Genomic DNA, 24,881 nt, shown 5'->3' on the forward strand with positions numbered 1-24,881 from the left:
CGTCTCAGGGCATGGTGACCGACGGGTCCAGGAGCTCGTTCGTGTAGAGATTTTCGGCTTCGATGGGCGACGCCACGTCGAAGTACTTCTCCACCAGTGCGATGTCCGACACGATGCGGTCGGGATCGAACCAGCCCAGCCCCTTGCTGCGGCTGGTTTCGTCGGTCATCAGCTCGACGACAGCGCTCCAGTTGCGGATTTCCTGGTCGGGATCGACGCCCGAGGCATAGTCGGGCAGGACGCTGACGCATTCCTCGCTGTGATCGACGCAGTAGCGATAGGCCCGCTGCAGCGTCTTCACGGTGGCGTCCGCAAGCTCGGGGTTCGCCTCGAGCCAGTCTCCATTGGCCACGACGGAGTTGCCGTAGGGGTTGAGCCCGACGTCGCGCAGCGCGACATGGGCAAGATCGTCGCCGAAGGCGTCCTGCATGACGTAGTGGAAGTTGGCGAAGAAGCTCGTGCCGTCGATGGCGCCGGACTTCAGGGCGCTTACCTTCGCGTTCGGCGCGATGTTGACCCAGTCGACCGCGTCGGGTTCCAGTCCCTCGGCAGCGGCGACCGCAGGCCACATCGCCCGCGCCGCGTCGCCCGGGGGATTGCCGAGCTTGCGGCCGGAGAAATCCCTCAGGGACTCGATGCCCGAACTCTTCAGCCAGTAGAACTGGTAGGGCGAGTTCGCGAAGATGTTCATGACCGCGACCAGGTCGGCGCCGGCGCCGCGCGCGACGATGGTGGTGCCGAGATCGGCGATGCCCATGTCGGATGCGCCGACACCGACCTTCTGCGCAGCGAGGGTGGAGCCCTTGCCGGTCTCGACCCTGAGATCGACACCCGCCTCCTCGAACCATCCCTGTTGCAGTGCGTAGTAGATCGGCGCATGCGAGCCTGCGACGGTCCAGTTGAGAATGAAATCCACCCGTTCCGCGGCCGTGGCGGCCGACGCGAGGCAGATCGTGGTGGCGACGGCGCCGCCAAGCGTCTTTCCGAAGTTCGTCATGTTGTTCTCCTCCCTAGAGTGCGGGGCCGTTTCTTGTCCCGGCCGCCCCGCAGCACCGGTCCTTCTCAGAACTGGCCGCCGCGTTCCTCGTAGTGCGTCGGCTTGTCGTGGCTCGGCATGTCGCGCTCGATCCAGTCCGCAACCCAGTCGATCATGACCGCGAGGGGAACCGACGGGTATCCGAAAAGCTTCTGCGCGGTCAGCGTGTTGTTATACCAGCCCCGGTCTTCGACCTCTCCCTCGAAGACCGGCTCCTTGCCGAAGCGACGGCCGAATTCCCGCGCCGCCATGATGACGCTCATGTGCTCGGGGCCGCCGATGTTGATCGGGCTCGAGGGCACCGTCGCGTGGGCCAGCGCGCCGAGGATCTGGGCGATGGCGTCCCCCTGCCAGATGACCGAGGCATAGCCGGTGCCAACCGGGATGGGGGTGCCGTTGCGGACCCAGGTCGCGATGTCGTGCAGCACGCCGTAGCGCATGTCGATGGCGTAGTTCAGCCGGGCCAGGCGGCCGGGAGTCTCGTACTTGCGCGAGAAGTGGGTGAAGATCCGCTCGCGTCCGACGCAGCTTGTCGCGTAGTCCCCGGTCGGACCGGGCTGGACCTCCTCGCTCCAGCCGCCTTCGGCGACGGGGGCGAAGGGATAGACGCAAAGCGTCGAGAAGGCGACGATGCGCGAGTCGCGAAAGCTTTCTGCCACGAGCGCCGGCACATGGGTGTTCATCGCCCAGGCAAAGGAGGGGTCTTCGTCGGTGCCGAACTTCTTGCCCGCCATGTAGATGACGTTCGCCGCCTTAGGCACCTGCTCGACGGCTTCCCGGTCGAGCAGGTCGCAGGCCACGGTTTCGATGCCCCAGTCCTCGAGACGACGGCGCACGTCCGTGTCCGAGAAGCGCGCGACACCGATGACGCGCTTGTCCGGCACGGCCCGCTTGGCCATGCGGGCCAGCGTGGGTCCGACCTTGCCGCCGACGCCCAGGACGATGATGTCGCCTTCCAGCGCGCCGAGGCGCTCGGCCAGCCATTCCGGCGGGCGCGACATGAATTCTTCAAGAAATTACTCTTCTTCCATGCGTTCGGGGAACTTGGAAAACCGGTTTCCGTCGAGCATCTTGGGTCTCCTCCCATCAACTAACTAAGTTTATAATTAATTAACCGACCGAGCCCTGTCAAAAGCTTTTTTAAGAATCCGCTTAACTGTTGCCGTGGGCTCGCAGGAACGAGAGGATGACGTCGACCACGTGGTCCTTCCGGCGCGCGCGGCTCTCTGCGCTGGTCAGGTCCCGATGCAGGATGAAGCCAAGCGTGTGCTGGTTGCTCAGGTAGAAGTAGCATTCGGCGTTGATCGAGATGAACAGCTCGACCGCGTCGATACCCGACCGGAAGAGGCCCTTGCTCTCGCCCCGGTCCAGGGTTTCTCGGATGGTTTCGAGGAGCGGGTTGTAGAGGTTTCGGATCTGGTCGGACTGCCGGATGTGCTTGGCTCCGTGCATGTTTTCGGAGCTGAGCAGGCCGATGATGTGCGGGTTGTCGGCGAACAGGTCGAAGGTCGCACGGACCAGTTCCGTCATCGCATCCACCGGGTCGAGCCGCAGAAGTTCGAGATACTTGTGGTGGGTCCGAATGGTTATGTAGGCCGCCTCCATCACCGCGATGAACAGCGCTTCCTTGTTTCCGAAGTAATGGTAGACAAGGTTGATGTTCACACCGGCAGCCTGAGCGATACGGCTCACGCGGGCACCGTCGAAGCCGCAACTGGAAAACTCGACCTGTGCCGCGTGCAGGATCTCCGCCTTGCTAAGCTCGGAATTCCGGGTTTTGCGCGTTTTCGGGCCGGCTGGTTTCGTGTTCGACATGGCGGATACCTCCGCCTCTGTAATTAAGCATTTACTGAAATACCTGCAACTCAAGAATGCAGCGATGCAGGCCGGAGGTCGTGAGGAAGCTGGGACTTCGCTTTCCGGCGTCTGAACGAGACCGAACCTTGGCACGCGAAAAGGCGGTGGCCTGAAAGCATGCAGGGGACTTGCGCCGTAATGGCCGAAGTCCCCCGATGCGCGTCAGGATCGCGTGCCGCCCGGTGGCGATCACGCGGCCGGGCGATCAGGTTTCGATGTCGAAACCCTGGGCCTGCCATGCTCCGAAACTGCCGGGCACGTTGCAGACCTGTTTGAAGCCCTTGCGGTGCAGGAGGCTCGCCGCGATGCTGGCGCGGAAGCCGCTCTGGCAATAGGTGGCATAGGGCGTCTCGGGGTGCAGCTCATCCAATCCGTCGTCGAGTGTGCCGAGGAACAGGTGATGCGCGTCGGGGATCCGACCGCCCTGCCATTCCTCGTCCTTGCGCACGTCGAGTGGGCGAACGTCGGCGTTCCTGAGCTCATGCACGGTCATCTGGTGGATGTGCTCGAGCGGACGCCCGCCTTGACGCCACGCGCCGATTCCCCCGGCAAGATAGCCGGCAAAGTGTGTGAAGCCGACGCGCCAGAGCATTTGCACGGCCTCGTCCGCCTGTGCGTCGTTCTCGGTCACGAGCGCGATGGGCGTCTCGGGGTCGAGCAGCCAGCCGGCCCAGACCGAAAGCTCGGGCTGGAGCCCAATGTTGATCGCCCCGGAGATGAAACCGCCGCCAAAGGCCAGCATGTCCCTCACGTCGACCAGCTGCACCCCGCCGTCGTTCAGCAGGGCCTCGAAGGCGTCGGGTGTCTTGCCGATGCAGCGCGGCAGGCCATGCATCACGTCCGGCCCGGCGGCATTCACCTTCTTGAGGCGGGGGTAATGCGTCGGTACCGGCGGGGCATCGTTGGTCATCTCCTGCTTGAAATCCTCCAGATCGGTGATCTGCACGTACTTGTTGTGGGCTTTCTCGTAGGCGATCGTGGTGGACATGCGATCGCCGATGTCAGGTCCGCAGGCCGACCCGGCGCCGTGGCAGGGATAGACGATCACCCCGTCCGGCAGCTTCATGTAGAAGTCCTGCGTCGTGCGGAACAGCGCTTCGGTCAGCTCTTCTGTCTTGTCGTCGCCGAGCAGGTCGGGCCGGCCCACCGAGTCAACGAAGAAGGAGTCGCCGCTGAGTACGCTCCACGGGTCCTCGTTGCCGTTCTCGTAAAGCAGGAAGGATACGTGCTCGGGCGTGTGTCCCGGCGTGTGTCGCACTTCCAGCGTCAGTGCGCCGAAGTCGAACCGGTCTCCGTCGCGAATGCCGCGATGTGCAAAGTCGTATTCCGCACCGCCCTCGACGCTCACGCAGAGCTCCGGGGCACCGTCGAGACGCGCCACCAGTTCGCGGGCACCCGAAAGAAAATCCGCATGGATATGCGTTTCGAAAACATGCGTGATGGTCAGTCCAAGCGCCTTGGCGCGCTCGATGTAGATTTCGCAATCGGGCCGGGGATCGACGACGGCCGCTGTGCCGCTGCCGGTATCTCCGAGCAGGTAGGAACACTGCGCGATACCCTCGGCAAGGATCTGTTCGAACCGCATGGTCATTGGGGTTTCCTCCGATCTGTGACTGTGGCGCCTGTGTCGCCACGTTGCGGGAGGAATGCCCGAGCCGGGCTTTATGTTCCAACAGTCGAATGTGATTGTCGAATTGCTCACGATCAAAGAGCACGAGTGCCCGGCGTCCTATGGTCAGGCATCCGGGCTTGGCCAGGGAGGGAGCAATGAAAGCAATCACGACTGCAATCATCATGATCGGGACACCGGCCATCGCCGATGCGGAAACCTATGGTCACATGATGGGCTACGGCTACGGGCATGGCCTGACCATGCTGTTCGGGCCGGTGTTGTGGCTGATCGTTCTGGGGCTCGTCGTCGCCGGCGTGGTCTGGTTCGCACGGCAGTATCAGGGCGCAGACAGCGGCAATAGCGGCGGTCGCGGGCGGCACGGAGCTCTGGATGAGCTCGACATGCGTCTCGCCCGTGGCGAGATAGAGCCGGACGAATACGCGACGAGAAAGAAGCTTCTGGGCGGGTGACCCCGGGAAGGGGGCGGTCGCCGGGGCAGGGGGCCCCCGCCCCGGCGGAATGGTTGGTGTGGGTCAGGCCGGGGACGGTTCGTATCCGGCCTCGCGGACCGCCTGCACGACGGCGGCCTCGTCCTTTGCGCCAGTGATCTCGACCGTCTTGGACGAGAGGTCACAGGTGGCTTGTGCCGAGGGATCTGCCTTGGAAACGGCAGTTTCGATCGTGCTGACGCAGTGACCGCAGCTCATGTCTTCGACCTTGTAGGTGCTCATGCGGGCCTCCTTTCATTGTGCCTTGGGTGAAAGATGGGGGATTCCAGCGCTGGAGGGTCAAGGCCATCCGCGCGCGTTCTCACATCTTTTCCTTGATGCCCTTCCGGATGAGCCACCAGTTCACCGGGTAGGAGGTCACGAAGCCGCAGAGCATCGCGATCTGCATCATGAACCAGAACTCGGGGGTGGGCACCTCGAGCTTCACCCCCAGCACCTGCTTGAACAGCCAGAAGTGCGCGATGGCCATGAAGCCATACATGCCGACCTGCCACGCCGTCAGCGAGAGCGTGTCGGCTTTTACCGCCTGTATGAACCCTTGCGTCGGAGAGAGGTCGCGCATCGGCTTGATGGTAAAATACTGGAACGCGACGCCAAGCACGAAGGCGAGGATGAAATCGAAGACCCAGACCGCAAAGATCTTCTCGGCGAAGATGCTCTGCCAGCCGAACCAGACCGCGATGGCGGGGATGCCGAAGGCGATCCACTCCGCGAGGATGTCCCCGATCGTGCAGCCGCTCCCGCAATGCGCGGCGCCTTTGGCGACCATCGCGGGAAAGGGTGTCTTGGCCTTGTTCGGCATCGGCTCGCCGCGCTGCATGGCGGGACGCGCACGGCTGTGGGCGGCGAGCTTTCCGTATTTGAAATAGGCCCAGAGCGCCAGAATATGCGCAAACAGCGCCACGGTCGGCCAGACGACGTTCATGATCCACATGTGCTGGGGATCGCGTTTTTCGTCGATCGCCACAATGATCGCCGAGACGGCACCGGCGATGAGCGAGAGAATGGAAATCCAGTGGAGCCAGTCCGGTACCATGTGCGGTCTCCTTTCGCTTACTTCCTAACGAGGTGGCTTGCCACAGGAGGGTGCCAAGGTCGGAACAGGTATCTTTCCTCGAGAAGGAACCCTCCCCCGCTGGAAGGTCGTTTCCTCCTTTGAAGCTGGATTTCATGCGAGATGGAGGACCGAACAGATGCCCTTGGATGCAACCGGAAAGACGGCAGAGCTCTACCGCATGGCGATGCCGGGCCACCTGTGCCCCTTTGGCCTGAAGACGAAGGACCTGCTCGAGCGCGAGGGCTACGAGGTCGAGGATCACCTGTTGGAAAGCCGCGACCAGACCGAGCAGTTCAAGCAGAAGCACGATGTGAAGACCACGCCGCAAGTCTGGATCGACGGCCAGCGGATCGGTGGCTACGACGCGCTGCGCGAACATGTCGGACGACCGCTCAAGGGCGAGGACGAGACCACCTACACGCCGGTCATCGCGATTTTCTCGGTCGCCTTCCTGATGGCGCTCGCCGTCAGCTGGGCGGCCTTCGGAACGCTTCTCACCTTCCGCGTGGTCGAGTGGTTCATCGCGATCTCGATGACGCTGCTCGGTATCCAGAAGCTGCAGGACGTCGAGAGCTTCTCGACGATGTTCCTCAACTATGACCTGCTCGCCAAGCGTTGGGTGCGCTACGGGTATATCTATCCGTTCGCGGAGACCTTTGCCGGGGTTCTGATGATCGCCGGCGCGCTGACCTGGCTTTCGGCACCGGTCGCTCTCGTGATCGGGACCATCGGCGCGGTCTCGGTGTTCAAGGCGGTCTACATCGACAAGCGCGAGCTCAAGTGCGCCTGCGTCGGCGGCGGCAGCAATGTGCCGCTCGGTTTCGTCTCCCTCACCGAGAACCTGATGATGATCGCCATGGGTCTCTGGATGGGCGCTCGGTTCCTGTTCGCGGCGGTCTGAGAGACGCAGAAAGGGCGGCGCGAGTCGTCCCGCCGGTGGCCGGGCGATACGCTTCCTTCCTTGTGGAGGGAGCGCCTCGCCTGGGTCCGTTCACTCGCGGTAGTCGCCGTGGCAGGATTTGCAGGCGCCGCCGATCCTGCGCAGCGCAGGCCCGAGGTCCGCGGCCTCCGACACGCTCATGGCTACGGCCCGGGTCTCGAGCGTCTCAGCCTTCTCGGTGAAATCCTCCCGGTTCTCCCGGATTTCAGGAAGCGCCTCGGACTTCGGAACGATCACCTCTTTCTCGAACTGCGCGGGGATCCTTGCGGCCTCTTCGGTCAGACGGGCCAGCGCCGTTTCCACCGCGGCGCTGTCGAAGTTGCGTTCTCCCTTGGCCATGGCGCCGAGAACCTTGAGCTGCTCGCTCATCGTCTTCATGCCGTCCATTCGTTCGAGGACCGTTTCGTCGGTCACCATGGCCATGGGCGAAAACGCCCCCGGCCATGGTGACCGCGAAAAGCAGCGGGAGTCCTTGTGTCTTCGTGTCTGCCTCATTCCTGTTGGCGGGCCAGTTGATCCGGCCCGCGCTGGTTTCAAGCGACCTCGATCCAGTTCGTCATGCCCGAGGCCGCGTGTCCGAGCATGTGGCAGTGCAGCAGCCACTTGCCCGGATTGTGCGCGCGGAACGCAATCTCTACCCGCTCTTCCGGCATCACGAGCACGGTGTCGCGCATCGGTCCGGTCGCGCCATCCGCCCCGATCGTTCGGAAGTGCATCCCGTGCAGGTGCATCGCATGCGGAAAGACGGTGTCGTTGACCAGGGCGATCCGCGCGGGTTCGTCCCGGTCATAGCGGGCGAAGGGTGCCTCGCCGAGATCCACCTGACCGGCCAGCGCCCAGAACTGCCCGCGCTGGACAAGCTCGCGGAAGCCCAGCTGCTCCCCCTCGAACCGGCCCGAGGCCATGCCGCGCATCGCCCCGCCTTCCATCCGCATTTCGCGCGTTTCGGCCGCAGTGACGTCAGGCACCTCCATCATCGGGTTCGGCGGCAGCGCGGTGGGCGCCTCTCGACTGCGGCTGGCGCCGCGCCCCGTGACCTCCGTTTCGACCAGCGCCTGCCAGCTGTCATCGTCGGCGTAGTGCAGCAGGCCGGCCGGCTCGCCCTCGGTGGCGGTCACGTCGACGATGAGATCGACCCGTTGGGCCGGCGCCAGCACGATCTCGGTGGTCACCGGCTCGGGCTCGGCCAGCGGCATCCCGTCGAGCGCGACCTGCCACCCCGCCATGCCCTGCAACCGCAGGACGAAGATCCGGGCGTTGGCAGCATTGATGAGCCGCAGCCGCAGCCGTTCGTTCTGCTGCGCGCGCAGACGCATGGCATACTGCCCGTTGACGCCCAGGAGATTGCCCATGCGCCCGGCATGGCTCCGCATCATCGGGTTGCTGAAGTCATCGAAGAACAGGCCGGTTTCGGGATCGAGCAGCCAGTCGTCGAGCAGCAGCACCTCGTCGCGGTCCACGTCGGGCGGCGCCGGCTCGTCGACGATCAGCGCACCGGAGAGGCCGCGGGCGACCTGCTCCATCGAATTGGTGTGCGCGTGATACCAGTAGGTGCCCGCGTCGGGCAGCGCGAAGTCGTAGTCGAAGGTGTCCCCGGGCAGCACCGGTGCCTGCGTCAGACCGGCGACGCCGTCCATGGCATTGTCGATGCGGATGCCGTGCCAGTGCACCGATGTCGGCACCTCGAGCGCATTGACCAGCCGCCGGGTCATACGCGCGCCCTGACGTGCGCGCAGCACCGGACCGGGCAGTGTTCCGTCGTAGCTCCAGACCTCGGTCTGGCCGTAGCCCGGAGGCGCCAGCTGAACCGAGCTGACGCCGGCGGTGAGCGTCTCACCCCCTTGCGCGGCGGCCGGCCGGGCGAAGGCCGCGCCGGCAAGACCCGCGCAGAAGGCGCGGCGTGAAAGCGACAGTGTCATGTCATTCGATCCCGTTTGCACGCTGCAATTCACGAACATAGGCGATGATCGCCTTGACGTCGCCCGGAGTCACGTCCGGCTGCGGCGGCATGCTGCCGAACTTCCAGTGGTGCGCCCGGACGCCTTGCGCCGCGGCCACCTGGAAGGCCATGTCGCCATGGTGCGAGGGCTCGTAGATCTTGTGGACCAGTGGCGGCCCGAAGCCCTCCTTGCCCGCCGCGTTCTCGCCGTGGCAGTCGGCGCAAACCGCGTCGTAGGCGTTCTTGCCAAGAGACGCGTTCGACGAAAGCTCGTCCGGCAGCGAGACCGACACGATCGCGGCGCCTTCTTCGGGGGTGCTTGCCCCGGACCTGTCTTCGCCGCTCTGCGGTCGCAGGGTGACATAGGCGAGCGCCGCGACCACGACGATGCCGAGACCCGGAATTAGGAATTTCTTCATGATATTGTCCTGACGAGGGTCGTCCATACCAAGGGGGGCGACCCGAAATTTCGGAAGAGCCGGGCGGCGCCCGGCCGTTTTCGGAATGCGTCAGGACCGGGGAGGCGGAGGCTCGCTTGCAGCAAGGTGGGACAGCGCCATGAGCGATACGAGACAATGACTGACGCGGTTCGTCGCGATGGTCGTCTCCTGTGCTGCGGGTGATGCGGTGGCGACAGCGCCGCAACACGAAATCGCATGATCGCAGGCTGCTGGCCGGTGCTCTGCGCGGCTTTCCTCATCGCCCTGTGACGCGCAATCGGAACAGTCGACGTGCTGCATCGCCATGGCACCGCTGGCCTCGGCCGGCAGGACCGCCGCCATCGACCAGAATAGAAATGCAAGGACACTGACCAGCCGCAAACGCGATACCTCCCGGGCCGATGGTATCGCACCCGGAGGTTCGTTCCGTCAACCGCGGGCGTCGCGTCGCGCCTCAGGCGCGGCTGCGCAGGGCACCCAGCACGGCCTGGAAGGCGGGCGAAGGCTGGCGGCGGTTCGGGTAATAGAGGTGAAACGGTTCGAAATGCGGGCAGAACGAGTCGAGCACCTGCACGAGCCTGCCGGCCTCGAGATGCGGCTGCGCGAGGTCAGAGGACATGTAGGCGCAGCCGAAGCCTGCGAGTGCGGCCTCGAGAACCAGGAAGATGTTGTTGAAGGCAAGCTGCCCGTCGACCTTCACCCGGAGATCGTGCCCGTTCTCGCGGAACTCCCACTGGAAATTGCGGCCCGCCGATTGCAGGCGGAAATTGATGCAGGGCAGGTCGGCAAGGTCGCGCGGATGGGTGGGCCGATCATGGGACTCGAAGAACGCGGGCGTGGCCACGACGATGTAGCGCAAGGGCTCGCCGATCCGGGCAGAGATCATGTCCTTGGCAAGATGCTCGCCCCGTCGCACGCCCGCGTCGAACCCGTCGGCCACGATGTCGTTGAACCCGTTGTCGAGCGTGATTTCCACCTTGATGTCGGGGTTCTCGCGCAGGAGCGGTTGCAGCTTGGGCCAGAGCACCTGCGAGATACCCAGCTCGGACGAGACGAGGCGCACCGTGCCGGCGGGCATTTCGCGCAATGTTCCCAAGGCATCGATCTGGGCGTCGATCTGCTCGACGTGATGGCTGATGCCGTCGAGCAGCCTCTGGCCGGCTTCGGTCGTCGCGACGGCGCGCGTCGTCCGCGTCAGAAGGCGCACACCCAGTCGTTCCTCGAGCTGTCGGATCGTGTGACTGAGCGCCGATTGCGACACGCCGAGCCGTGCAGCCGCGCGGGTGAAGTTGCTCTCCTGCGCAACCGCGACGAAGGCACGAAGGTCGTTGATGTTCTCGCGTGGCACATGCAGCCCCATCCATGATTTCTCTCGATTTATGGCTGTGCATTATCATGTCCAGCCCATCAATGATGGCGCGAAGGCGCACGTGCGGGACAAGAGCCAGGAGTGAATGGTGCGGATTTTCGTCACGGGATCGCCGACCGGCTTCGAGCGCAACGCGGGGGCCCGGCGTCTGGACAAGGGACATATGACGCCGTGACCCTCTGGCCGGAGCCGTATGCGGGCGGCGCCACGGTCCGGACGTCGGGGACCGGGAGTTCCAGCCACGGGCGTTCGGGTGTGTCGCCGGGAGGATGGCCGTGGCCGCCCCCCGAGATCAGAGTATCTGGATTCGCACGGGGTAGGTGCCCTTGTGCAGCAGGGGCGCCACATCGCCCTCGATGTGACCCAGCCGGATCAGATCGTCGCGGAAGACGTAGTCGTCGTGAAACAGTGCAAGGTTGCCCCAGCCGAGGAAATAGCACAGATCGCCGGGGGTCTCGTCGTCGAATGCCTCGAACCCGCCTTCGTCCAGCCGCCTCGGCATATGGACGATCTTCTCGTTGGTCGAAAAGTCGCGGATTTCGAGCTCGACGGGCAGCATCGAAACAAGATCGCGCACCGTCGGATTGTCAAACAGCCGGTAGGTCACACTCTGGTCGTCGAAGCTGACCTGCATCCGCATGGATTGTGCGCGGGCTGTCGCCGGCAGGATCAGGGCGGCGGCGCCTCCGGCAAGAACGGCGCGACGGGTCGGGAGGATGGGACGTGGCATGGGGTCAGGTCTCCTTGTCCGGGTTCAGCAGGTGGCGGCCATCGCCGGTCAGCGCCAGCGCGACCAGGGCCAGGACCACGCCTCCGGCAAAGGTGGCCCTGATCGAGAGAAGGTCGAGAAGAAACCCGCCGATCACCCCGCCCAGCAGGATCGACGCCTGTATCACTGCAACCATCAGCCCGCCGGCCGCCTCGGGCAGATCGTCGACGTTGCGGGACATCCAGCTCATCCAGATCACCGACATGGCGGTGTTCATCGCGCCCCAGATCGCCAGGAGCGCTGCCGTGGCGATCACCGAATTGCCGATCAGCAGCAGCGCGGCGGTGCAGGCCCCCATCACGAGGGCCGGAAGACAGAGCATTCGTTCGATGCGGCCGCCGACCATCCGCCCCGCCAGCGACGAGCCGATGAAACCGGAGCCTCCGAGCACCAGAAGCAGCGCCGACAACGCATCGACCCCAACGCCGGTGACGTCTTCGAGGAACGGCCGCAGGTAGGTGAACATGGTGAACGCCGAGCCCCAGGTGAAGGTGATCGCCACCAGTCCGCGCAGGAAATACCGGCGCCGAAGCAGGGTGCCGAAGGTGCCGAAGCTGGCCCGCGTCTCGACCGGCAGAGAGGGCAGGGCCACCAGGTGCCACACCAGGTTCAGCGCCACCACCGGCGTCAGCGCCCAGAAGACGCCTCGCCAGCCGACGATGTCACCGAGGTAGCTGCCCAGCGGTGCGGCGAAGGCCGCCGCGATTGCCTGTCCGCCATACATCAGGCCAAGCGCTCGTGGCACCTCGTGTTTCGGCACCAGCCGCATCAGGATCGAGGTCGCGAGCGACCAGAACCCGCCGACGCAGACACCGAGCAATGCCCGGCCTGCCATAAGCACCGCGAAGGACGGCGCGATCGCCACCAGCACGAGCGACAGCAGCATCAGCGCTGTCAGTCCCACCAGTACCACCTTGCGGTTCACCCGCCCTGCCACGGTGGTGATGAGCAGGCTCGTCGCCACGGCAAACAGCCCGCTGACGGAAATCGCCTGCCCGGTCTGGCCCGTCGTGGCGCCCAGCCCCTCGGCCATGGGAGTCAGCAGGCTGACCGGCATGAATTCCGAGGCGATCAGCATCGCCACGCAGAGCGACATGGACAGCACCGCGCCCCAGGCACCCTGGTCCGAGGTCTCGTTCTGTTCGATCATGGTTTCCGACAAGATCTGCCCCCGGTGCTTGGTGTCCCGTCGGTCCTACATGGTCGCCTGGCCGCCGATTATGCGGAAATTTCGGATGCGCTCATGTGCGACATGAATAAGACCTCGGCTGGCGCCCGATTGATGAGGGCTGCTCATGTCGACATGCGGTTTTCATGGTCTAAATCGCATGGTCCAGCCTGCCCATGTTGGAGCTGTCACAGCAACCACAGGGTATCGACATGTCCGAGACAACGCAGAACAGCCCCGCAACAGACGTCGCCGACGAGGGGCGTCGCAACCTTCTGAAGATGGCCGGTGTCAGCGCGGCTGCGCTGACCGCGGTCTCCTTCGGCGCTCCGCTGCGCGCCCAGACCGCGGAATGGGACAAGACCTTCCCGCAAAGCGACGCGGTCGAGCATTCCAAGGTCGAGTTCACCAACCGCTACGGCATCACGCTGGTCGGCGATCTCTACATGCCCGCCGAACGGCCCGAAGGTCCGATGCCCGCCCTAGCCATCGCCGGCCCCTTCGGCGCGGTCAAGGAGCAGGCCGCCGGGCTCTACGCCCAAACCATGGCCGAGCGCGGCTTTGTCACGCTGGCCTTTGATCCGTCCTACGTCGGCGAAAGTGGCGGGCAGCCGCGCTCGGTGGCCTCGCCGGACATCAATACCGAGGACTTCATGGCGGCCATCGATTTCCTCGGCCTGCATGACAGCGTGGACCGCGAGAAGCTCGGCATCATCGGCATCTGCGGCTTCGGCGGCATGGCGCTGAACGCGGTGGCCGCCGACAAGCGGGTCAAGGCCGTGGCGACCACCAGCATGTACGACATGTCGCGCGTCATGGCGAAGGGCTACTATGACAGCCTTACCGACGAGCAGCGCGCCGCAGGTCTTGAGGCGATGAGCCGTCAACGCTGGGAAGACGCGCAGAGCGAGACACCCGCTCTCGCCGGGGGCCTGCCGGACAGTCTCGACGGCATCGACGATCCGGTCATCCGGATGTACCACGCCTACTACAAGGATCCGGAGCGTGGGTATCACGCGCGGTCGGTGAACTCGAACGACGGCTGGACCGTGACGACTCCGCTCTCGTTCATGAACATGCCGCTGCTGACCTACATCGACGAGATCTCGCCGCGGCCGATGCTGGTCATCGCAGGCTCCGAGGCGCATTCGCGCTACTTCTCCGAGGACGCGGTCGCCGCTGCCGCCGAGCCGAAGGAGCTGATGATCATCGACGGGGCCGACCACGTGGATCTCTACGATCAGGTCGACATCATCCCGTTCGACAAGCTCGAGGCGTTCTTCAGCCAGAACCTCGCCTGAGAAAACGGAGCCGGCTTTTTGGCCGGCTCCCCTTAGTTTCTGTCCGGCGTGACCACGGACGGGGGCCTGGCCCGCGTACGCCCTCGCGATGGGCTGCAGGCCGGTGTCAGGGGTAGGGCTCGCGCGTGAGCTTTTCGCGGAACAGCAGATCCTCGCCACGCGCCATGCCGATGTTGATGCGAAAGGCCTCGGCGATGCGTTCCGAGCGCTCCACGAAAAGCTGCGCGGTCTTTGGCGGGCACAGCTCGGTTACCGTGTGCCGGAAGAGCGCGAGCCACCGTCTGAAGTGGTCGTCGTTCAACTCGGAGATGGCAACATGCTTGGGCATGGGGCGCCCGTCATAGGTGCGCGTCCCCAGCAGGCTCGAGCACCAGAAGTCCTCGATCCTGTCGAGGTGGGCCTGCCAGCGGTCGTCGGGCACCCGGGCGCGGAAGACCGGCCCGATCACCGGGTCTTCGCGCGCCGCGGCGTAGAAATGGTGCACGACCTCGCGGATCATGGCCTCGTCGAGGCCCTCGGCCACGGCTTCGGGAGAGCGCGGAACAGGCGCCGGAGCACGCGGGGCCATCAGGTTGCCTCGCGGATGACGTAGGTGCAGCGGCGTCCGCCACCGACGATGTGTTCCACCCGTTCGACCGAAACGCCCTCGCCCAGAACCGACTCGAAGACCGCCTGCTCCGCACGGCAGAAGCCCTGGCAGAACGTGGCTGCAGCACAGATCGGGCAATGGTTCTCGACAAGGCGCAGTTCGCCGTCGGGTCCCTGCTCTGCCTCCGCCATGTAACCCTCGGCGTTGCGCAGTTCGGCGAGCTTCCCGACCCTGTCGCCAAGGCTGTCGCATCCGGCCATGACCTCTTCGTAGAGGGCCTGTGTCTCGGTCTCGCGCGCACGGATGATCTTCTCGAGCGCGTCGTCCCCGAGCACCCCCGAGATGCTGCGCAGGATGTCGACGGTCAGCGCCGCGTGGGTGTCGGGAAACCGCGCCTGGGCCTTGTCGGTCAGGTGCCAGTAGACCGCGGGGCGGCCGCGTCCGGCCGAGCGGCGCTCTTCCGCGACAAGCCCGTCTTCCGCCAGTTTCACGAGCTGCTGGCGCGCTGCTTCTCCCGACGTGCCGAGCCGCGTGCCGAGCTGCGCAGAGGTCAGCGCGCCATGCATCTTGAGCGCCATGAGGAGACGCTCGGCGGAGGAGCGCGGCGACCAATCCTGTTTTTCCAAGTCATCTCTTGACATATTCGCTCCGATATTTTTCAAAGCACTTGCTTGTTTTATTAATGTGCCGCGACAGGCGGCGCAACCACACACATCACAGGAGCCCCGACATGGCCTTCGAACTGCCTTCTCTCAATTTCGCCCCCTCCGCGCTTGCCGATCGTGGCATGAGCCAGGAAACGCTCGAACTGCACCACGACAAGCACCACCAGGCCTATGTCACGGCGCTCAACGGCTTCGTCGAGAAGAACGCCGATCTCCAGGGCAAGACGCTGGAAGAGATCGTCACCGCGACCTACGGCGACGCCGACCGCGAGGGCATCTTCAACCAGGCCGGGCAGCATTGGAACCACATCCACTTTTGGAATGCCCTGTCGCCCGAGGGCGGACGCCTTCCCGGCGGGCTGGAAACGCGGCTCAACGCGGATTTCGGCTCGGTCGACGCGTTCAAGCAGGCGTTCAAGACGGCGGCCACCGGGCAGTTCGGCTCGGGCTGGGCGTGGCTGATCCAGAAGCCCGACGGCAGCCTCGGCGTGACCAAGACGCCCAACGGCGTGAACCCGCTCGCCACCGGCGAGGGCACGGCCCTGCTCGGCCTCGACGTGTGGGAGCACAGCTACTACGTCGACTTCCGCAACCGGCGTCCCGACTACGTGGACAACTTCCTGGACCGTCTCGCGAACTACGAGTTCGCCGAATCCAACCTGTCCTGATCCCTTTTCGCCGTGCGCGCCCGTCGCGCACGGCTCCCTTCCGAAGCCACGAGCGCCCCATGACATATGTCGTCACCGAGAATTGCATCGCCTGCAAATACATGGATTGCGTCGAGGTCTGCCCGGTCGACTGCTTTTACGAAGGGGAGAACACGCTGGTGATTCACCCCGACGAATGCATCGATTGCGGCGTCTGCGAACCGGAATGTCCAGCCGATGCAATCCGGCCCGACACGGACGCGGACAGCGAACGCTGGGTCGCGTTCAATCGCAAGTATGCCGAGATGTGGCCGGTCATCACGGCGGCAGGCGTCCCGCCTGCGAACGCCGACGAGATGGACGGCGTGCAGAACAAGTTGCAGACCCATTTTTCTCCCGAGCCCGGCCAGAAGGAAACGTCATGATTGCCGATACCAGAAGCGCGCCGGACACGGCGAGCGAGACAGGGCAGCTCTTCCGCGAGGCCATGGCCGCGCTTGCGGCGACCACCTGCGTGGTTTCGGCCGCGCAGGGCGACGAGAGGGTCGGGCGCACCGTCACGGCGGCCCTGTCGCTGGCCGTCGATCCGCCGTCGCTGCTCGTGTCGATCGACAGCAGCGCGCGGCTCGCGGCGCTCATCCGGGCCCGTCGCGGGTTCTCCTTCGCCATGCTGCAGTCAGACCAGGGTGCCGTGGCCGAGGCCTTTGCCGGAAAGGGCCCGCGCGAGCGGCGCTTCGAGCATGGCACGTGGGAGCCCTGGCAATCGGGGCACCCCCGGCTTCGCGGCGCGATGGCCGCGATGGACTGCATTCTTGCCGGTGAGGTGGACATGGGCGATCACGTTCTCTTCGTCGGACGCCCGGAGCACATCGACCTTGCGGAAGGGCGCAGCCCCCTCGTCTGGCACGACCGTCGCTTCCATTCGGTCCATCCGCTCTGAGCGGTCGAGCTGCCCCAGAGACTTACCGGAGACCCCGAAATGAGCACGTTTCCCTGGCGCCACGTCCTTCCGGGCGCCCTTGCCGCCTTCTTCCTTCTTGGCGGAACCCTGAACATCTTTGCCAGCCCGGAGATCCGCGCCGACTATGATCGTTGGGGCTATCCGGGATGGTTCCCCTACCTGACCGCCGCGCTGGAGTGGACGGCCGCCGTGCTGATCGCGATCCCCCGGACGCGTCTTGCAGGCCATGTCCTGGGCGCCGGCGTCATGGGCGCCGCCGCCCTCACCGTGTTGCTGCACGGCGAATTCAGCCATGCGATCCCGCCGCTGGTGGTTCTCGCGCTCCTTGGATTGAGCGGGGGCTGGCTGCTCCGGCAAGGAAACGTGGCCCGTCCCTGACCCTCGTGCCTGCCCAGGGCTCGCTTCCTCTCTCAGGCGCAGTCCGGGCCGGGCGCGGTGATGTCCCGGCCCGCGCTGACATACCAGCGACGTATGTCCTGCCATATCTCGTCGGCCGTCTCGGCATACCAGAAAAGCTCCCGGTCCTCCGGGTCGATGACGCCTTCGTCGAGCAGGAAGTCGACATCGAAGACCCGCCGCCAGTAGGCCTCGCCCACGAGCACGACTGGCAGCGGGCGGATCTTTCGCGTCTGGATGAGGGTCAGCGTCTCGAACAGCTCGTCGAGCGTGCCGAAGCCGCCGGGAAAGACCACGAGGGCGCGGGCGTGCAATAGAAAGTGCAGCTTGCGCAGGGCGAAGTAGTGGAAACGGAAGCACAGGCCCGGCGTCACGTAGGGGTTCGGAAACTGCTCTTGGGGCAGCATGATGTTCAGCCCGACGGTCCGGGCGCCGGCCTCGTGGGCGCCCCGGTTCGCGGCCTCCATCATGCCCGGCCCGCCGCCGGTGACGACAACCAGCCGGTTTCCGTGGGGGCCTTCGGCCTCACCGACGAGCCGGCCCAGATCCCGCGCGATCTCGTAGAAGCGGCTCTTGTCGTGGACGCGACGGGCGATCCTCAGGCGCTGGGCCAAATCCGCGTCGTCGGGCGCACGCGCGGCTTCGGCCTCGAGCGCGGCGAGCCTCTCGGCGGCGACCTCGGGCTCGGGAATGCGGGTGCTGCCGAACACCACGATCGCGTGCGCCACGCCATGTTCCGCGAGCAACGCCTCGGCCTTCTGGTAGTCGAGCATCAGCCGGGTGCCGCGCATGTCGGCACGGTGCAGAAAGGCGGGGTCCTCGTCGGCCTGCCGGTAGTTCGGATGATCCATGATCTCGCGAAGCAGGGCGGGCGCGCGGGTGTCTTCGGTGGCGGGCTTCGGTTCGCACCCGGGCAGGTCGACCTCGCGGTGCAGCGCATCCGCAGGCTGCGGCTTGCGCGGCCCCTCGGCGTCGATGCTGTCGGTCATGCGTCGCTTCCTCCCTGTGTCAGGCTCGCGGTGGCAAGCTCGACGATCTCCTCGGTGATGTCCTGCTGCCGGACCTGCCGCGACAGGGCCGTGAGCGTGTCGAGCGTATCGCCGGTGTTTTCCTGTGCGCGGATCATGGCGCGCATCCGCGCCTCGTTCTCGGCGGCGAAGGAGAGGACGATGGCTTCGCTGAGTTCCGCGAAGACGTATTCCTCGACGAGATGCCGGAGCAGCCGGTCCGGTGGCAGCGTGATGAGCGGCGGCACCGCCGTGCGCGACAGCGGAAAGCGCCCGTAGTCGAAGGGCACGAGATCCTTGACCACGACCGACATGAGCCCAGTGCCGCCGGGCACCGCGTGCACCAGCGAGACCCGCGTCAGCGGCGTTTCCGCCGCGCGGCGAAAGATGGTCTCGGACAGGCGTGAAGCCAGCGCGGTTGCCTGGTCCGGGTGGGAGATCATCGGGGCGCTCCAGGCGACCGACAGGCCGCGCCGGTCGGCAGCGGACAGGCCGCGATCCCCGATCAGCAGCAGTTCGCATCCGGGTTCGACCAGCGGCGCAAGCGCGTCGAAGACCTTGTCGGAGAAGGCCCCGGCAAAGCCCTGTTCCGCGGCAAAGGCCAGCACCGCGTGGCGGTAGGGGGCCTCGGTCCCGCCGGCATCGGGCTCGACGCGGGGCAGGAAAGCCAACGCCTGCCCGATGGCAGCGCCGATGGTGGCCGCAAAGGTGCGGATGCTGTCGAGGTGATGCTGCGACTCCTGCACTCGCGAGGCCGCGATGCCACGCATGGCGGTGATGACCGCCTCGAGCTTGTGGACCGCGTCGATGCGGGCCTCGATATCGGCGAAATGCTCGCTCATCGCACCGGGGTTCCGGAGGCCCTGGCCCCTTCGAGATCATCGACCAGCGCGGACACGGCCGTGACGAGGCGCTTGCGAAGATCGTCGGATAACGGGTCGGTGAGGGTCAGTTCGGACAACGCCGCCGCGGCGGTCTCGTCCAGCCACCCCGGCAGGCGGTCGCGCAACGCTGGCACCCGGTCCGGCGACAGCCGGTCGAGCGCGCCGTCGGCGAGCGCGGCGAGCAGCGCCACCTGGTCGGCCATCCTCAGGCCGCTGTAGCGCGGTTGCGAGAGCAGCGCCCGGATCCGTTCGCCCCGCGCGATCTGCGCCTTGACCCGCGTGTTCGACAGGCCGCCGAAGCGGGTGAACATCTCGAGCTCCTGGAACTGCGCGTAGTCAAGCCGCACCCGGCCCGAGACGGCGCGCAGCGCGGGTGCCTGCGCCTTGCCGCCGACGCGGCTGACCGAGAGACCGACATCGACCGCCGGGCGCTGGTTGGCGGAAAACAGATGCGTGTCGAAGACGATCTGCCCGTCGGTGATCGAGATGAGGTTGGTCGGGATGTAGGCCGACAGGTTGCCGGCGTCGGTCTGCGCGATGGGCAGCGCCGTGAGCGAGCCGCCGCCGCGCTCCTCCGACAGCTTCGCGGCACGTTCGAGCAGGCGGGCATGCAGGTAGAAGATGTCGCCGGGGTAGGCCTCGCGGCCGGGCGGCTCGCGGGTGAGCAGCGCCAGCTCGCGGTGTGTCGCGGCGTGGCGGGTCAGGTCGTCGATGACGATCAGCGCATCCTGCCCCCGATCGCGGAAATACTCGGCCATGGTCATCCCGGCAAAGGGGGCGATCCACTGCAGCCCGGGCGAGGCCGCGGCGCCACCGACGACGAAGATGCAGCGCTCGGGGGCGCCGTGCTCGCGGACGGCCGCCACGACCCGCTCGACCGCGGCGCTGCGCTGGCCGATGGCGACGTAGACGCAGATCACGTCGGAGGTCTTCTGGTTGATGATCGCATCGACCGCGAGCGCGGTCTTGCCAGTCGCGTGGTCTCCGACGATCAGCTCGCGCTGGCCTCGACCAAGGGCAAACAGGCTGTCGACCACCAGCACCCCGGTCTCGAGCGGCTGCGAGACCAGCGCGCGGTCGATGATGTCGGGGGCGGGGCGCTCGACCGGCCAGCTCTCTTCCGGTTCCGGCGCGCTGCCGCCATCGAGAGGGCGCCCGAGCGGATCGACGACGCGCCCGAGCAGGGCCTCACCCACGGGCACGCGCAGCACGTCGCCGGTGTCGGTGACGCGATGGCCGACCTCGACCGGTGTGGCGTCGTCCAGCATCACGGCGTCGATGGCATCGGCGCCGAGGCTGTGGGCGAACCCGCGTGCCCCGGTCTCGAATTGCAACAGCGCGCCGAGCGGCGCCTCGGGCAACCCGGCGACACGGGCGATGCCGTCTGCCAGCGAGGTCACGCGGCCTTGCGCGCGGGCCTCGGGGGCGAGCGGTGTGCGCGACACCGCCGCGCGGCTCCGGTCGAGCCAGTCGTCTGGAAGAAGCGTCTCAGTCATGGCGTGTCAGCTCCGCTTCGATGCGGTCGAGATCGGCCCTCAGGTGGTTGCGCACGAGCGCCGAGGGGGCTTCCAGTTCGAGCCCGGCAAGCAGCCCCGGTCTCGTCGAGACCTCCAGCGTCACCGGGCCGCCGAGCACCTCCGAGAGCCGCGCCCGGATCGCATCGGTCTCGGCCTCGTCCAGCGCGCGGGCCGTGCGGAGGCGCAGCGGGCCGTCGTTGCGCATCGCCGCGCGGGTGGCGTCGGGCAGGGTGCCGATCTCGTCCGCAAGTCCGTCGACAAAGCCCGCGACGCGCGCGTCCTCGGGCAGCCGCGTGAGAAGCCGCTGCGCGATGTCGATGGCGAGCGACCCGGCCTCCTGCGCCACCTGCTGTCGCTGGTCCTCGCGCTGGCGGGCAAGGTCTGCGCGGGCCTCCCGGCGCATCTGGTCGATCTCGGCGCGGGCGGCCTCGACCAGCCGGGTCTTTTCCCGTCCGGCGTCCTCGCGCGCCTTGTCGAGCAGAGCGGTGCGCCTCTCACGCAGCGTCTGCTCTTCGACCTGCGCAGCCTCGCGGGCGGTGGCGGCCTCGCGGCGCGCGGCGTCCGCCTCGTCGAGGGCGGCATGGGCGGCCGCTTGCCGTTCGGCGATGATCCCCGCGACCGGCCGGAACAGGAACCGCGCGAGCATCCACAGCAGGATCAGCACGTTCACGGTCTGCAGCCCGAGGGTCCACCAGTCGATGGTCATCGCGACCTCCTTCCGCCGGTCAGACGAAGGGGTTGGCGAAGAGCACCAGCAGCGCGATCACCAGCGTGTAGATTGCGGTGGTCTCGATCATCGCGAGCCCCACGAACAGGGTGCGGCTGAGGGTGCCCGCGGCTTCGGGCTGTCGGGCGATGGCGTCCATCGCGGCGGCGACGGCGCGGCCCTCGGCGAGGGCCGGCCCCATGGCCCCGAAACTCACGCCGATGGCGGCGGCGAGGATCGAGACCGTTTCGATGAGGGCTTCGTTCATGTCCGTGTCTCCTTGGAGGTATGGGGATCGCGCTCGGACGCTTCGCCGGCGGCAGCGCCGATGAAGACGGTGGCGAGGATCGCGAAGATGTAGGCCTGCACCGCACCGGTGAGCAGGTCGAGCGCCATCAGCGGGATGGGCACGAAGAGCCCGGCCAGCGACAGCACGATGCCGATGATGAAGACGCCGCTCATGACGTTGCCGAAGAGCCGGACCACCAGCGAGAAGGTGCGGGTGATCTGTTCGACGATGTTGAGCGGGATCATCACCCAGCTGGGCTCGGCGAAGGTGGCGAGATAGCCCTTCAGCCCACGCCCGGCGATGCCGTAGCCGATGGTGGCGGCGAAGACGACGAGCGCGAGCGCGGCGTCGGTCTCGAGATGCGCGGTCGGCGGCTCAACGCCCGGGATGAGCGAGGACCAGTTCGCTACCAGCACGAACAGGAAGATCGTGCCGATGAGCGGCCGGAAGGGCGCGGGATCGCGGTTCATCGTCTCGCGCACCTGCGCGTCGACGGTGGTCACGAAGAGCTCGAGCACGGTCTGCAGGGTGCCGGGTTTCAGGCTCAGCCTGCGCGTCGCGGCGAAGGACAGCGCGGCGAGTGCCGCCATGATGGCCCATGTCACGACCACGGGCATGGTGATCGGCACCGGCCCGAGGTGGAACAGCGGCTCCATGAACAGCGGGTTGTCCATCATGCCTCCTTTCCGCGGCGCAGCACGAGGTGCCGGGCCGCGACCACGCCAAGCGCCCCGGCGAGCAGCGGCGCCGCGCCCAGCCACGCGAGACCGGCGAGCACCGCCGTCAGCAGCGCCAGCCGCGCGAGCTGCAGCGCGATGGCCCGCGCCGGTGAGCCGCCGCCGAGATACAGCGCCGTCACCCTCCTGAGCGTCAGGAAATGCAGGGTTCCGGCGACAAGGCCGACCGCAAGGCCGAGCAGGGAAAGAAGCGTCATGGTCATTGCCTGTGCATCCATTTCCAGGCGGCGTGCATTCCGATGCCCGCGCCGATGAAGATGGCCGGCGCGGTGAAGAACACGCCGGTGCCGAACGTCCGGTCGGCGATCCTCCCCACGACGATCCCCAGCAGGATCGGCGTCACGATGGCCCAGCCGAGAATGCCGATCTGTCCCAGCCGGGTGCCGAGCGAGGGCTCGGGGGCGTCCGCGCCCATGCGCTCGCGCGAGGCGGCGCGGCGGGCGGCATCCTCGACCGCGTCGGAGGCCCGCTCGTGGGGCGGTTCGTGGGCGGGGCGCTTGTCGGTCATCCTGCTTCGCCCTTCGGTCCGCCGGGCACGCCGGGCGGGTGCTCCATCGCGACGGCATGGCCCGCGCGCATGTAGCGCATCATCCGCCGCACCGCCTGCGTGTGCAGCCGGGTCTGCTCGACCCGGCCCTTGCGTTCGGCTTCGAGTTCGGCGGCACGAAGGTCGCGGACGCGGGCCTCGAGCGTCGGCAGGTCGTCCCCGAGAATACCGTCGCGGCAGGCGATGGCGACGCGGGCCCCGCCGGTGACGGTCATCAGCCCGCCCCGGATCGCGCAGTAGTGGCGTGCCCCGTCGCCATCGCGCCAGCGCAGCACCGAGGCCGGAAGCGCGGTCAGCAGGTCGGTATGGCCGGGCAGGATGCCGAAGGCACCGCTTTCGTCCTCGGCCCGCAGGCTGGCCACCGAGGCGTCGTCGACGAGCAGCGCCATCGGCGTCGTGAGGGTGAGATGCAGCGCGCCGCTCATGCCGCGTTCTGCCCGGCGCGGGCAGCCTCGTGTCGGCTCCGGGCCTCCTCGAAGGTGCCGACCATGTAGAGCGCGCTTTCGTCCCAGTCGTCGGCCTCGCCGTCGAGGATGGCGCGGCAGCCGGCTATCGTGTCGGGCAGCGCGACCGAGCGGCCCGGAATGCCGGTGAAGGCTTCGGTGACGGTGAAGGGCTGGGTCAGGAAGCGCTGCAGCCGCCGCGCGCGCTCGACCAAGCGGCGATCCTCGGCGCCGAGTTCCGCCATGCCCAGCAGCGAGATCACGTCCTGCAGTTCGCGGTAGTGTTCGATGGCCTGGCGCACCTCGGTGGCCACGGCGACGTGTTCCTCGCCGAGGATCAGCGGATCGAGCAGCACCGAGGCCGAGGCGATGGGATCGACGGCCGGATACATCCCGTCGGCGGCCATGGCGCGCGACAGCACGACCATCGAGTCGACGTGGCCCGCGATGGCCATGACGGCGGGGTCGGTGAAATCGTCGGCGGGCACGTAGACCGCCTCGATCGCGGTGACCGAGGCGCTGCCGACCGAGGCGATGCGCTCCTGCAGCTGCGCCACTTCGGTGGCGAGCGTCGGCTGGTAGCCCACGCGGCTCGGAAGCCGGCCGAGCAGCCCCGAGACCTCGGCGCCCGCCTGCACGAAGCGGAAGATGTTGTCCATCAGCAGCAGCACGTTGCGCTTCTCGGCGTCGCGGAAGTGCTCGGCGATGGTAAGCGCGGTGAGCGGCACCCGCCAGCGCGCGCCCGGAGGCTCGTTCATCTGGCCGTAGACCAGCACCGTGCGGTCGAGCACGCCGGCCCTGGTCATGTCGAGCAGCATCTCGTGGCCCTCGCGCGAGCGTTCGCCCACGCCCGAGAAGATCGATATGCCGTCGTAGCCCGCCACCATGGCGTGGATCAGCTCCATCACCAGAACCGTCTTGCCGACACCGGCCCCGCCGAACATCGCGGCCTTGCCGCCCTGCGCGAGCGGGGTCAGCAGGTCGATGACCTTGATCCCGGTGCGGAAGATCCCGGATTGGGCGCCCCGGGCCCGCAGCGGAGGCGGCGCGCGATGGATCGGCGCGCGCGCCACGTCGGCCGGCAGCGGATCGCGACGGTCGCCGGGGGTGCCGGTCACGTCGAGCAGGCGCCCGAGAACGGCCTCACCGACGGGCACGTCGAGCGGGCCTCCCAGCGGCGCCACCGGCCAGCCGCGCCGCAGGCCGGCGGTCGATTGCAGCGCGATGGTGCGGACGGTCCCGTGGTCGATCTGAGCCTGCACCTCGAGCAGTACTTGCCGTCCCTCCGGCAGCGTGATCCGCAGCGCATCGTTGATCGCGGGCAGGCGACCATCGGGAAAGTCGACATCGACCACGGCGCCGCGCACGGCGGCAATCCTGCCGGCGATGTCCTCTTCCGTGCCCATCTGCGACCTCCATCGCGGTTTGCGCAGGAGGGAAGTCTAGTGACGCACGGGCAGGCCCGACACGATCTATGTCAAACTTTCAGGGCCTCA

General features: G+C 66.8%; 31 protein-coding genes. 7 read left to right on the plus strand and 24 right to left on the minus strand.

Annotated elements, in window-relative coordinates; translation table 11 throughout:
- Window positions 1-4: 4 nt before the first annotated feature.
- The 4 genes from D6860_RS13780 to D6860_RS13795 all read right to left on the minus strand — a co-directional run bounded on the left by D6860_RS13780 (window position 5) and on the right by D6860_RS13795 (window position 4,484).
- Window positions 5-997: an ABC transporter substrate-binding protein gene (locus tag D6860_RS13780; protein WP_076622764.1), complete on the minus strand. Its 993-nt coding sequence runs from the start codon at window positions 995-997 to the stop codon at window positions 5-7.
- A gap of 65 nt (window positions 998-1,062) precedes the next feature.
- A complete protein-coding gene (locus D6860_RS13785) occupies window positions 1,063-2,037 on the minus strand; it encodes an NAD-dependent epimerase/dehydratase family protein (RefSeq protein ID WP_083697761.1) in 975 nt (324 codons plus the stop codon).
- A gap of 151 nt (window positions 2,038-2,188) precedes the next feature.
- Window positions 2,189-2,851, minus strand: coding sequence for a TetR/AcrR family transcriptional regulator (locus D6860_RS13790; RefSeq protein WP_076622763.1), 663 nt, complete (start codon window positions 2,849-2,851; stop codon window positions 2,189-2,191).
- 247 nt (window positions 2,852-3,098) lie between these two features.
- Window positions 3,099-4,484 (minus strand): MBL fold metallo-hydrolase, encoded by a 1,386-nt coding sequence (locus D6860_RS13795; protein WP_017467666.1) that lies wholly within the window; start codon window positions 4,482-4,484, stop codon window positions 3,099-3,101.
- A gap of 176 nt (window positions 4,485-4,660) precedes the next feature.
- Between D6860_RS13795 and D6860_RS13800 the strand changes: the two genes are divergently transcribed.
- A complete protein-coding gene (locus tag D6860_RS13800; protein ID WP_076622762.1) occupies window positions 4,661-4,975 on the plus strand; it encodes an SHOCT domain-containing protein in 315 nt (104 codons plus the stop codon).
- A gap of 63 nt (window positions 4,976-5,038) precedes the next feature.
- Here the strand turns inward: D6860_RS13800 and D6860_RS13805 are convergent, their stop codons facing one another.
- Window positions 5,039-5,236, minus strand: a complete 198-nt coding sequence (locus D6860_RS13805) for a heavy-metal-associated domain-containing protein (RefSeq protein WP_076622761.1) — start codon at window positions 5,234-5,236, stop codon at window positions 5,039-5,041.
- A 79-nt stretch (window positions 5,237-5,315) separates the two neighbouring features.
- Window positions 5,316-6,050, minus strand: a complete 735-nt coding sequence (locus tag D6860_RS13810) for a DUF4396 domain-containing protein (protein ID WP_017469635.1) — start codon at window positions 6,048-6,050, stop codon at window positions 5,316-5,318.
- Window positions 6,051-6,207: 157 nt separating this feature from the next.
- On the opposite strand from D6860_RS13810, the gene D6860_RS13815 reads away from it, so the two are divergent.
- A complete protein-coding gene (locus D6860_RS13815) occupies window positions 6,208-6,972 on the plus strand; it encodes a glutaredoxin family protein (protein WP_076622760.1) in 765 nt (254 codons plus the stop codon).
- A 90-nt stretch (window positions 6,973-7,062) separates the two neighbouring features.
- Here D6860_RS13815 and D6860_RS13820 read toward each other — a convergent pair whose 3' ends face one another.
- From D6860_RS13820 to D6860_RS13845, 6 genes are all read right to left on the minus strand, one after another.
- Window positions 7,063-7,434 carry a c-type cytochrome gene (locus tag D6860_RS13820; RefSeq protein WP_017469419.1) on the minus strand — a complete coding sequence of 124 codons (372 nt, stop codon included), beginning with the start codon at window positions 7,432-7,434 and terminating at the stop codon, window positions 7,063-7,065.
- A gap of 110 nt (window positions 7,435-7,544) precedes the next feature.
- Window positions 7,545-8,930: a multicopper oxidase family protein gene (locus D6860_RS13825; RefSeq protein WP_076622759.1), complete on the minus strand. Its 1,386-nt coding sequence runs from the start codon at window positions 8,928-8,930 to the stop codon at window positions 7,545-7,547.
- A 1-nt stretch (window position 8,931) separates the two neighbouring features.
- On the minus strand, window positions 8,932-9,369 hold the full coding sequence (locus tag D6860_RS13830) for a c-type cytochrome (protein WP_076622758.1): 438 nt from the start codon (window positions 9,367-9,369) through the stop codon (window positions 8,932-8,934).
- Between the two features lie 475 nt (window positions 9,370-9,844).
- Window positions 9,845-10,750 carry a LysR family transcriptional regulator gene (locus D6860_RS13835; protein WP_157895868.1) on the minus strand — a complete coding sequence of 302 codons (906 nt, stop codon included), beginning with the start codon at window positions 10,748-10,750 and terminating at the stop codon, window positions 9,845-9,847.
- 301 nt (window positions 10,751-11,051) lie between these two features.
- The gene (locus tag D6860_RS13840; RefSeq protein WP_076622757.1) at window positions 11,052-11,489 is read right to left on the minus strand and encodes a cyclophilin-like fold protein; all 438 of its coding nucleotides are present in this window, start codon (window positions 11,487-11,489) and stop codon (window positions 11,052-11,054) included.
- A gap of 4 nt (window positions 11,490-11,493) precedes the next feature.
- A complete protein-coding gene (locus tag D6860_RS13845) occupies window positions 11,494-12,678 on the minus strand; it encodes an MFS transporter (protein WP_017467563.1) in 1,185 nt (394 codons plus the stop codon).
- A 230-nt stretch (window positions 12,679-12,908) separates the two neighbouring features.
- On the opposite strand from D6860_RS13845, the gene D6860_RS13850 reads away from it, so the two are divergent.
- Window positions 12,909-13,997, plus strand: coding sequence for an alpha/beta hydrolase (locus D6860_RS13850; RefSeq protein WP_076622756.1), 1,089 nt, complete (start codon window positions 12,909-12,911; stop codon window positions 13,995-13,997).
- A gap of 106 nt (window positions 13,998-14,103) precedes the next feature.
- Here the strand turns inward: D6860_RS13850 and D6860_RS13855 are convergent, their stop codons facing one another.
- Window positions 14,104-14,565, minus strand: a complete 462-nt coding sequence (locus tag D6860_RS13855) for a group III truncated hemoglobin (protein WP_076622755.1) — start codon at window positions 14,563-14,565, stop codon at window positions 14,104-14,106.
- Window positions 14,565-15,212: a helix-turn-helix transcriptional regulator gene (locus D6860_RS13860; protein WP_229743333.1), complete on the minus strand. Its 648-nt coding sequence runs from the start codon at window positions 15,210-15,212 to the stop codon at window positions 14,565-14,567. Before D6860_RS13860 ends, D6860_RS13855 begins: the two co-directional genes overlap by 1 nt.
- A 104-nt stretch (window positions 15,213-15,316) precedes the next feature.
- On the opposite strand from D6860_RS13860, the gene D6860_RS13865 reads away from it, so the two are divergent.
- From D6860_RS13865 to D6860_RS13880, 4 genes are read left to right on the plus strand one after another with little or no spacing between them, the layout of a single operon-like run.
- Window positions 15,317-15,919, plus strand: a complete 603-nt coding sequence (locus D6860_RS13865) for a superoxide dismutase (protein ID WP_017467181.1) — start codon at window positions 15,317-15,319, stop codon at window positions 15,917-15,919.
- A gap of 59 nt (window positions 15,920-15,978) precedes the next feature.
- The gene (gene fdxA / locus D6860_RS13870) at window positions 15,979-16,323 is read left to right on the plus strand and encodes a ferredoxin FdxA (RefSeq protein WP_017467182.1); all 345 of its coding nucleotides are present in this window, start codon (window positions 15,979-15,981) and stop codon (window positions 16,321-16,323) included.
- Window positions 16,320-16,838, plus strand: a complete 519-nt coding sequence (locus D6860_RS13875) for a flavin reductase family protein (RefSeq protein WP_076622753.1) — start codon at window positions 16,320-16,322, stop codon at window positions 16,836-16,838. Before fdxA ends, D6860_RS13875 begins: the two co-directional genes overlap by 4 nt.
- A 39-nt stretch (window positions 16,839-16,877) precedes the next feature.
- Window positions 16,878-17,237 carry a DoxX family protein gene (locus tag D6860_RS13880; RefSeq protein ID WP_017467183.1) on the plus strand — a complete coding sequence of 120 codons (360 nt, stop codon included), beginning with the start codon at window positions 16,878-16,880 and terminating at the stop codon, window positions 17,235-17,237.
- Window positions 17,238-17,269: 32 nt separating this feature from the next.
- On the opposite strand, the gene D6860_RS13885 is transcribed toward D6860_RS13880, so the two are convergent.
- The 10 genes from D6860_RS13885 to atpD are packed head-to-tail and all read right to left on the minus strand — an operon-like array spanning window position 17,270 to window position 24,791.
- Window positions 17,270-18,244, minus strand: coding sequence for an LOG family protein (locus tag D6860_RS13885; protein ID WP_076622752.1), 975 nt, complete (start codon window positions 18,242-18,244; stop codon window positions 17,270-17,272).
- Window positions 18,241-19,104, minus strand: coding sequence for a F0F1 ATP synthase subunit gamma (locus tag D6860_RS13890; RefSeq protein WP_076622751.1), 864 nt, complete (start codon window positions 19,102-19,104; stop codon window positions 18,241-18,243). The genes D6860_RS13885 and D6860_RS13890 overlap by 4 nt, the downstream gene beginning before the upstream one ends.
- On the minus strand, window positions 19,101-20,642 hold the full coding sequence (locus D6860_RS13895; protein ID WP_076622750.1) for a F0F1 ATP synthase subunit alpha: 1,542 nt from the start codon (window positions 20,640-20,642) through the stop codon (window positions 19,101-19,103). Before D6860_RS13895 ends, D6860_RS13890 begins: the two co-directional genes overlap by 4 nt.
- Window positions 20,635-21,369 (minus strand): F0F1 ATP synthase subunit delta, encoded by a 735-nt coding sequence (locus tag D6860_RS13900; RefSeq protein ID WP_076622749.1) that lies wholly within the window; start codon window positions 21,367-21,369, stop codon window positions 20,635-20,637. Before D6860_RS13900 ends, D6860_RS13895 begins: the two co-directional genes overlap by 8 nt.
- Window positions 21,370-21,388: 19 nt before the next feature.
- Window positions 21,389-21,637: a F0F1 ATP synthase subunit C gene (locus tag D6860_RS13905; RefSeq protein WP_076622748.1), complete on the minus strand. Its 249-nt coding sequence runs from the start codon at window positions 21,635-21,637 to the stop codon at window positions 21,389-21,391.
- Window positions 21,634-22,335, minus strand: coding sequence for a F0F1 ATP synthase subunit A (locus tag D6860_RS13910; RefSeq protein WP_206512201.1), 702 nt, complete (start codon window positions 22,333-22,335; stop codon window positions 21,634-21,636). The genes D6860_RS13905 and D6860_RS13910 overlap by 4 nt, the downstream gene beginning before the upstream one ends.
- Complete coding sequence (locus D6860_RS13915) at window positions 22,332-22,598, minus strand: N-ATPase subunit AtpR (protein WP_206512202.1); 267 nt, start codon at window positions 22,596-22,598, stop codon at window positions 22,332-22,334. The genes D6860_RS13910 and D6860_RS13915 overlap by 4 nt, the downstream gene beginning before the upstream one ends.
- Window positions 22,595-22,903 carry an AtpZ/AtpI family protein gene (locus D6860_RS13920; RefSeq protein WP_076622745.1) on the minus strand — a complete coding sequence of 103 codons (309 nt, stop codon included), beginning with the start codon at window positions 22,901-22,903 and terminating at the stop codon, window positions 22,595-22,597. The genes D6860_RS13915 and D6860_RS13920 overlap by 4 nt, the downstream gene beginning before the upstream one ends.
- Window positions 22,900-23,367, minus strand: a complete 468-nt coding sequence (locus tag D6860_RS13925) for a F0F1 ATP synthase subunit epsilon (protein WP_076622744.1) — start codon at window positions 23,365-23,367, stop codon at window positions 22,900-22,902. Before D6860_RS13925 ends, D6860_RS13920 begins: the two co-directional genes overlap by 4 nt.
- Window positions 23,364-24,791 carry a F0F1 ATP synthase subunit beta gene (gene atpD, locus D6860_RS13930; protein ID WP_076622743.1) on the minus strand — a complete coding sequence of 476 codons (1,428 nt, stop codon included), beginning with the start codon at window positions 24,789-24,791 and terminating at the stop codon, window positions 23,364-23,366. Before atpD ends, D6860_RS13925 begins: the two co-directional genes overlap by 4 nt.
- Window positions 24,792-24,881 lie beyond the last annotated feature (90 nt).

The sequence above is a fragment of the Salipiger sp. D13 genome, from assembly GCF_003703915.1.
GTDB lineage: Bacteria > Pseudomonadota > Alphaproteobacteria > Rhodobacterales > Rhodobacteraceae > Salipiger > Salipiger profundus.

Coding starts and splice junctions, on each gene's coding strand:
- D6860_RS13880 (WP_017467183.1), top strand. CDS start 16,878: ATGAGCACGTTTCCCTGGCGCCACGTCCTTCCGGGCGCCCTTGCCGCC.
- D6860_RS13790 (WP_076622763.1), bottom strand. CDS start 2,851: ATGTCGAACACGAAACCAGCCGGCCCGAAAACGCGCAAAACCCGGAAT.
- D6860_RS13875 (WP_076622753.1), top strand. CDS start 16,320: ATGATTGCCGATACCAGAAGCGCGCCGGACACGGCGAGCGAGACAGGG.
- D6860_RS13840 (WP_076622757.1), bottom strand. CDS start 11,489: ATGCCACGTCCCATCCTCCCGACCCGTCGCGCCGTTCTTGCCGGAGGC.
- D6860_RS13825 (WP_076622759.1), bottom strand. CDS start 8,930: ATGACACTGTCGCTTTCACGCCGCGCCTTCTGCGCGGGTCTTGCCGGC.
- D6860_RS13800 (WP_076622762.1), top strand. CDS start 4,661: ATGAAAGCAATCACGACTGCAATCATCATGATCGGGACACCGGCCATC.
- D6860_RS13855 (WP_076622755.1), bottom strand. CDS start 14,565: ATGGCCCCGCGTGCTCCGGCGCCTGTTCCGCGCTCTCCCGAAGCCGTG.
- fdxA (WP_017467182.1), top strand. CDS start 15,979: ATGACATATGTCGTCACCGAGAATTGCATCGCCTGCAAATACATGGAT.
- D6860_RS13785 (WP_083697761.1), bottom strand. CDS start 2,037: ATGTCGCGCCCGCCGGAATGGCTGGCCGAGCGCCTCGGCGCGCTGGAA.
- D6860_RS13890 (WP_076622751.1), bottom strand. CDS start 19,104: ATGAGCGAGCATTTCGCCGATATCGAGGCCCGCATCGACGCGGTCCAC.
- D6860_RS13780 (WP_076622764.1), bottom strand. CDS start 997: ATGACGAACTTCGGAAAGACGCTTGGCGGCGCCGTCGCCACCACGATC.
- D6860_RS13820 (WP_017469419.1), bottom strand. CDS start 7,434: ATGGCCATGGTGACCGACGAAACGGTCCTCGAACGAATGGACGGCATG.
- D6860_RS13815 (WP_076622760.1), top strand. CDS start 6,208: ATGCCCTTGGATGCAACCGGAAAGACGGCAGAGCTCTACCGCATGGCG.
- D6860_RS13915 (WP_206512202.1), bottom strand. CDS start 22,598: ATGACCATGACGCTTCTTTCCCTGCTCGGCCTTGCGGTCGGCCTTGTC.
- D6860_RS13830 (WP_076622758.1), bottom strand. CDS start 9,369: ATGAAGAAATTCCTAATTCCGGGTCTCGGCATCGTCGTGGTCGCGGCG.
- D6860_RS13795 (WP_017467666.1), bottom strand. CDS start 4,484: ATGACCATGCGGTTCGAACAGATCCTTGCCGAGGGTATCGCGCAGTGT.
- D6860_RS13900 (WP_076622749.1), bottom strand. CDS start 21,369: ATGACCATCGACTGGTGGACCCTCGGGCTGCAGACCGTGAACGTGCTG.
- D6860_RS13925 (WP_076622744.1), bottom strand. CDS start 23,367: ATGAGCGGCGCGCTGCATCTCACCCTCACGACGCCGATGGCGCTGCTC.
- D6860_RS13865 (WP_017467181.1), top strand. CDS start 15,317: ATGGCCTTCGAACTGCCTTCTCTCAATTTCGCCCCCTCCGCGCTTGCC.
- D6860_RS13810 (WP_017469635.1), bottom strand. CDS start 6,050: ATGGTACCGGACTGGCTCCACTGGATTTCCATTCTCTCGCTCATCGCC.
- D6860_RS13805 (WP_076622761.1), bottom strand. CDS start 5,236: ATGAGCACCTACAAGGTCGAAGACATGAGCTGCGGTCACTGCGTCAGC.
- D6860_RS13835 (WP_157895868.1), bottom strand. CDS start 10,750: ATGGGGCTGCATGTGCCACGCGAGAACATCAACGACCTTCGTGCCTTC.
- D6860_RS13920 (WP_076622745.1), bottom strand. CDS start 22,903: ATGACCGACAAGCGCCCCGCCCACGAACCGCCCCACGAGCGGGCCTCC.
- atpD (WP_076622743.1), bottom strand. CDS start 24,791: ATGGGCACGGAAGAGGACATCGCCGGCAGGATTGCCGCCGTGCGCGGC.
- D6860_RS13845 (WP_017467563.1), bottom strand. CDS start 12,678: ATGATCGAACAGAACGAGACCTCGGACCAGGGTGCCTGGGGCGCGGTG.
- D6860_RS13895 (WP_076622750.1), bottom strand. CDS start 20,642: ATGACTGAGACGCTTCTTCCAGACGACTGGCTCGACCGGAGCCGCGCG.
- D6860_RS13885 (WP_076622752.1), bottom strand. CDS start 18,244: ATGACCGACAGCATCGACGCCGAGGGGCCGCGCAAGCCGCAGCCTGCG.
- D6860_RS13910 (WP_206512201.1), bottom strand. CDS start 22,335: ATGATGGACAACCCGCTGTTCATGGAGCCGCTGTTCCACCTCGGGCCG.
- D6860_RS13905 (WP_076622748.1), bottom strand. CDS start 21,637: ATGAACGAAGCCCTCATCGAAACGGTCTCGATCCTCGCCGCCGCCATC.
- D6860_RS13850 (WP_076622756.1), top strand. CDS start 12,909: ATGTCCGAGACAACGCAGAACAGCCCCGCAACAGACGTCGCCGACGAG.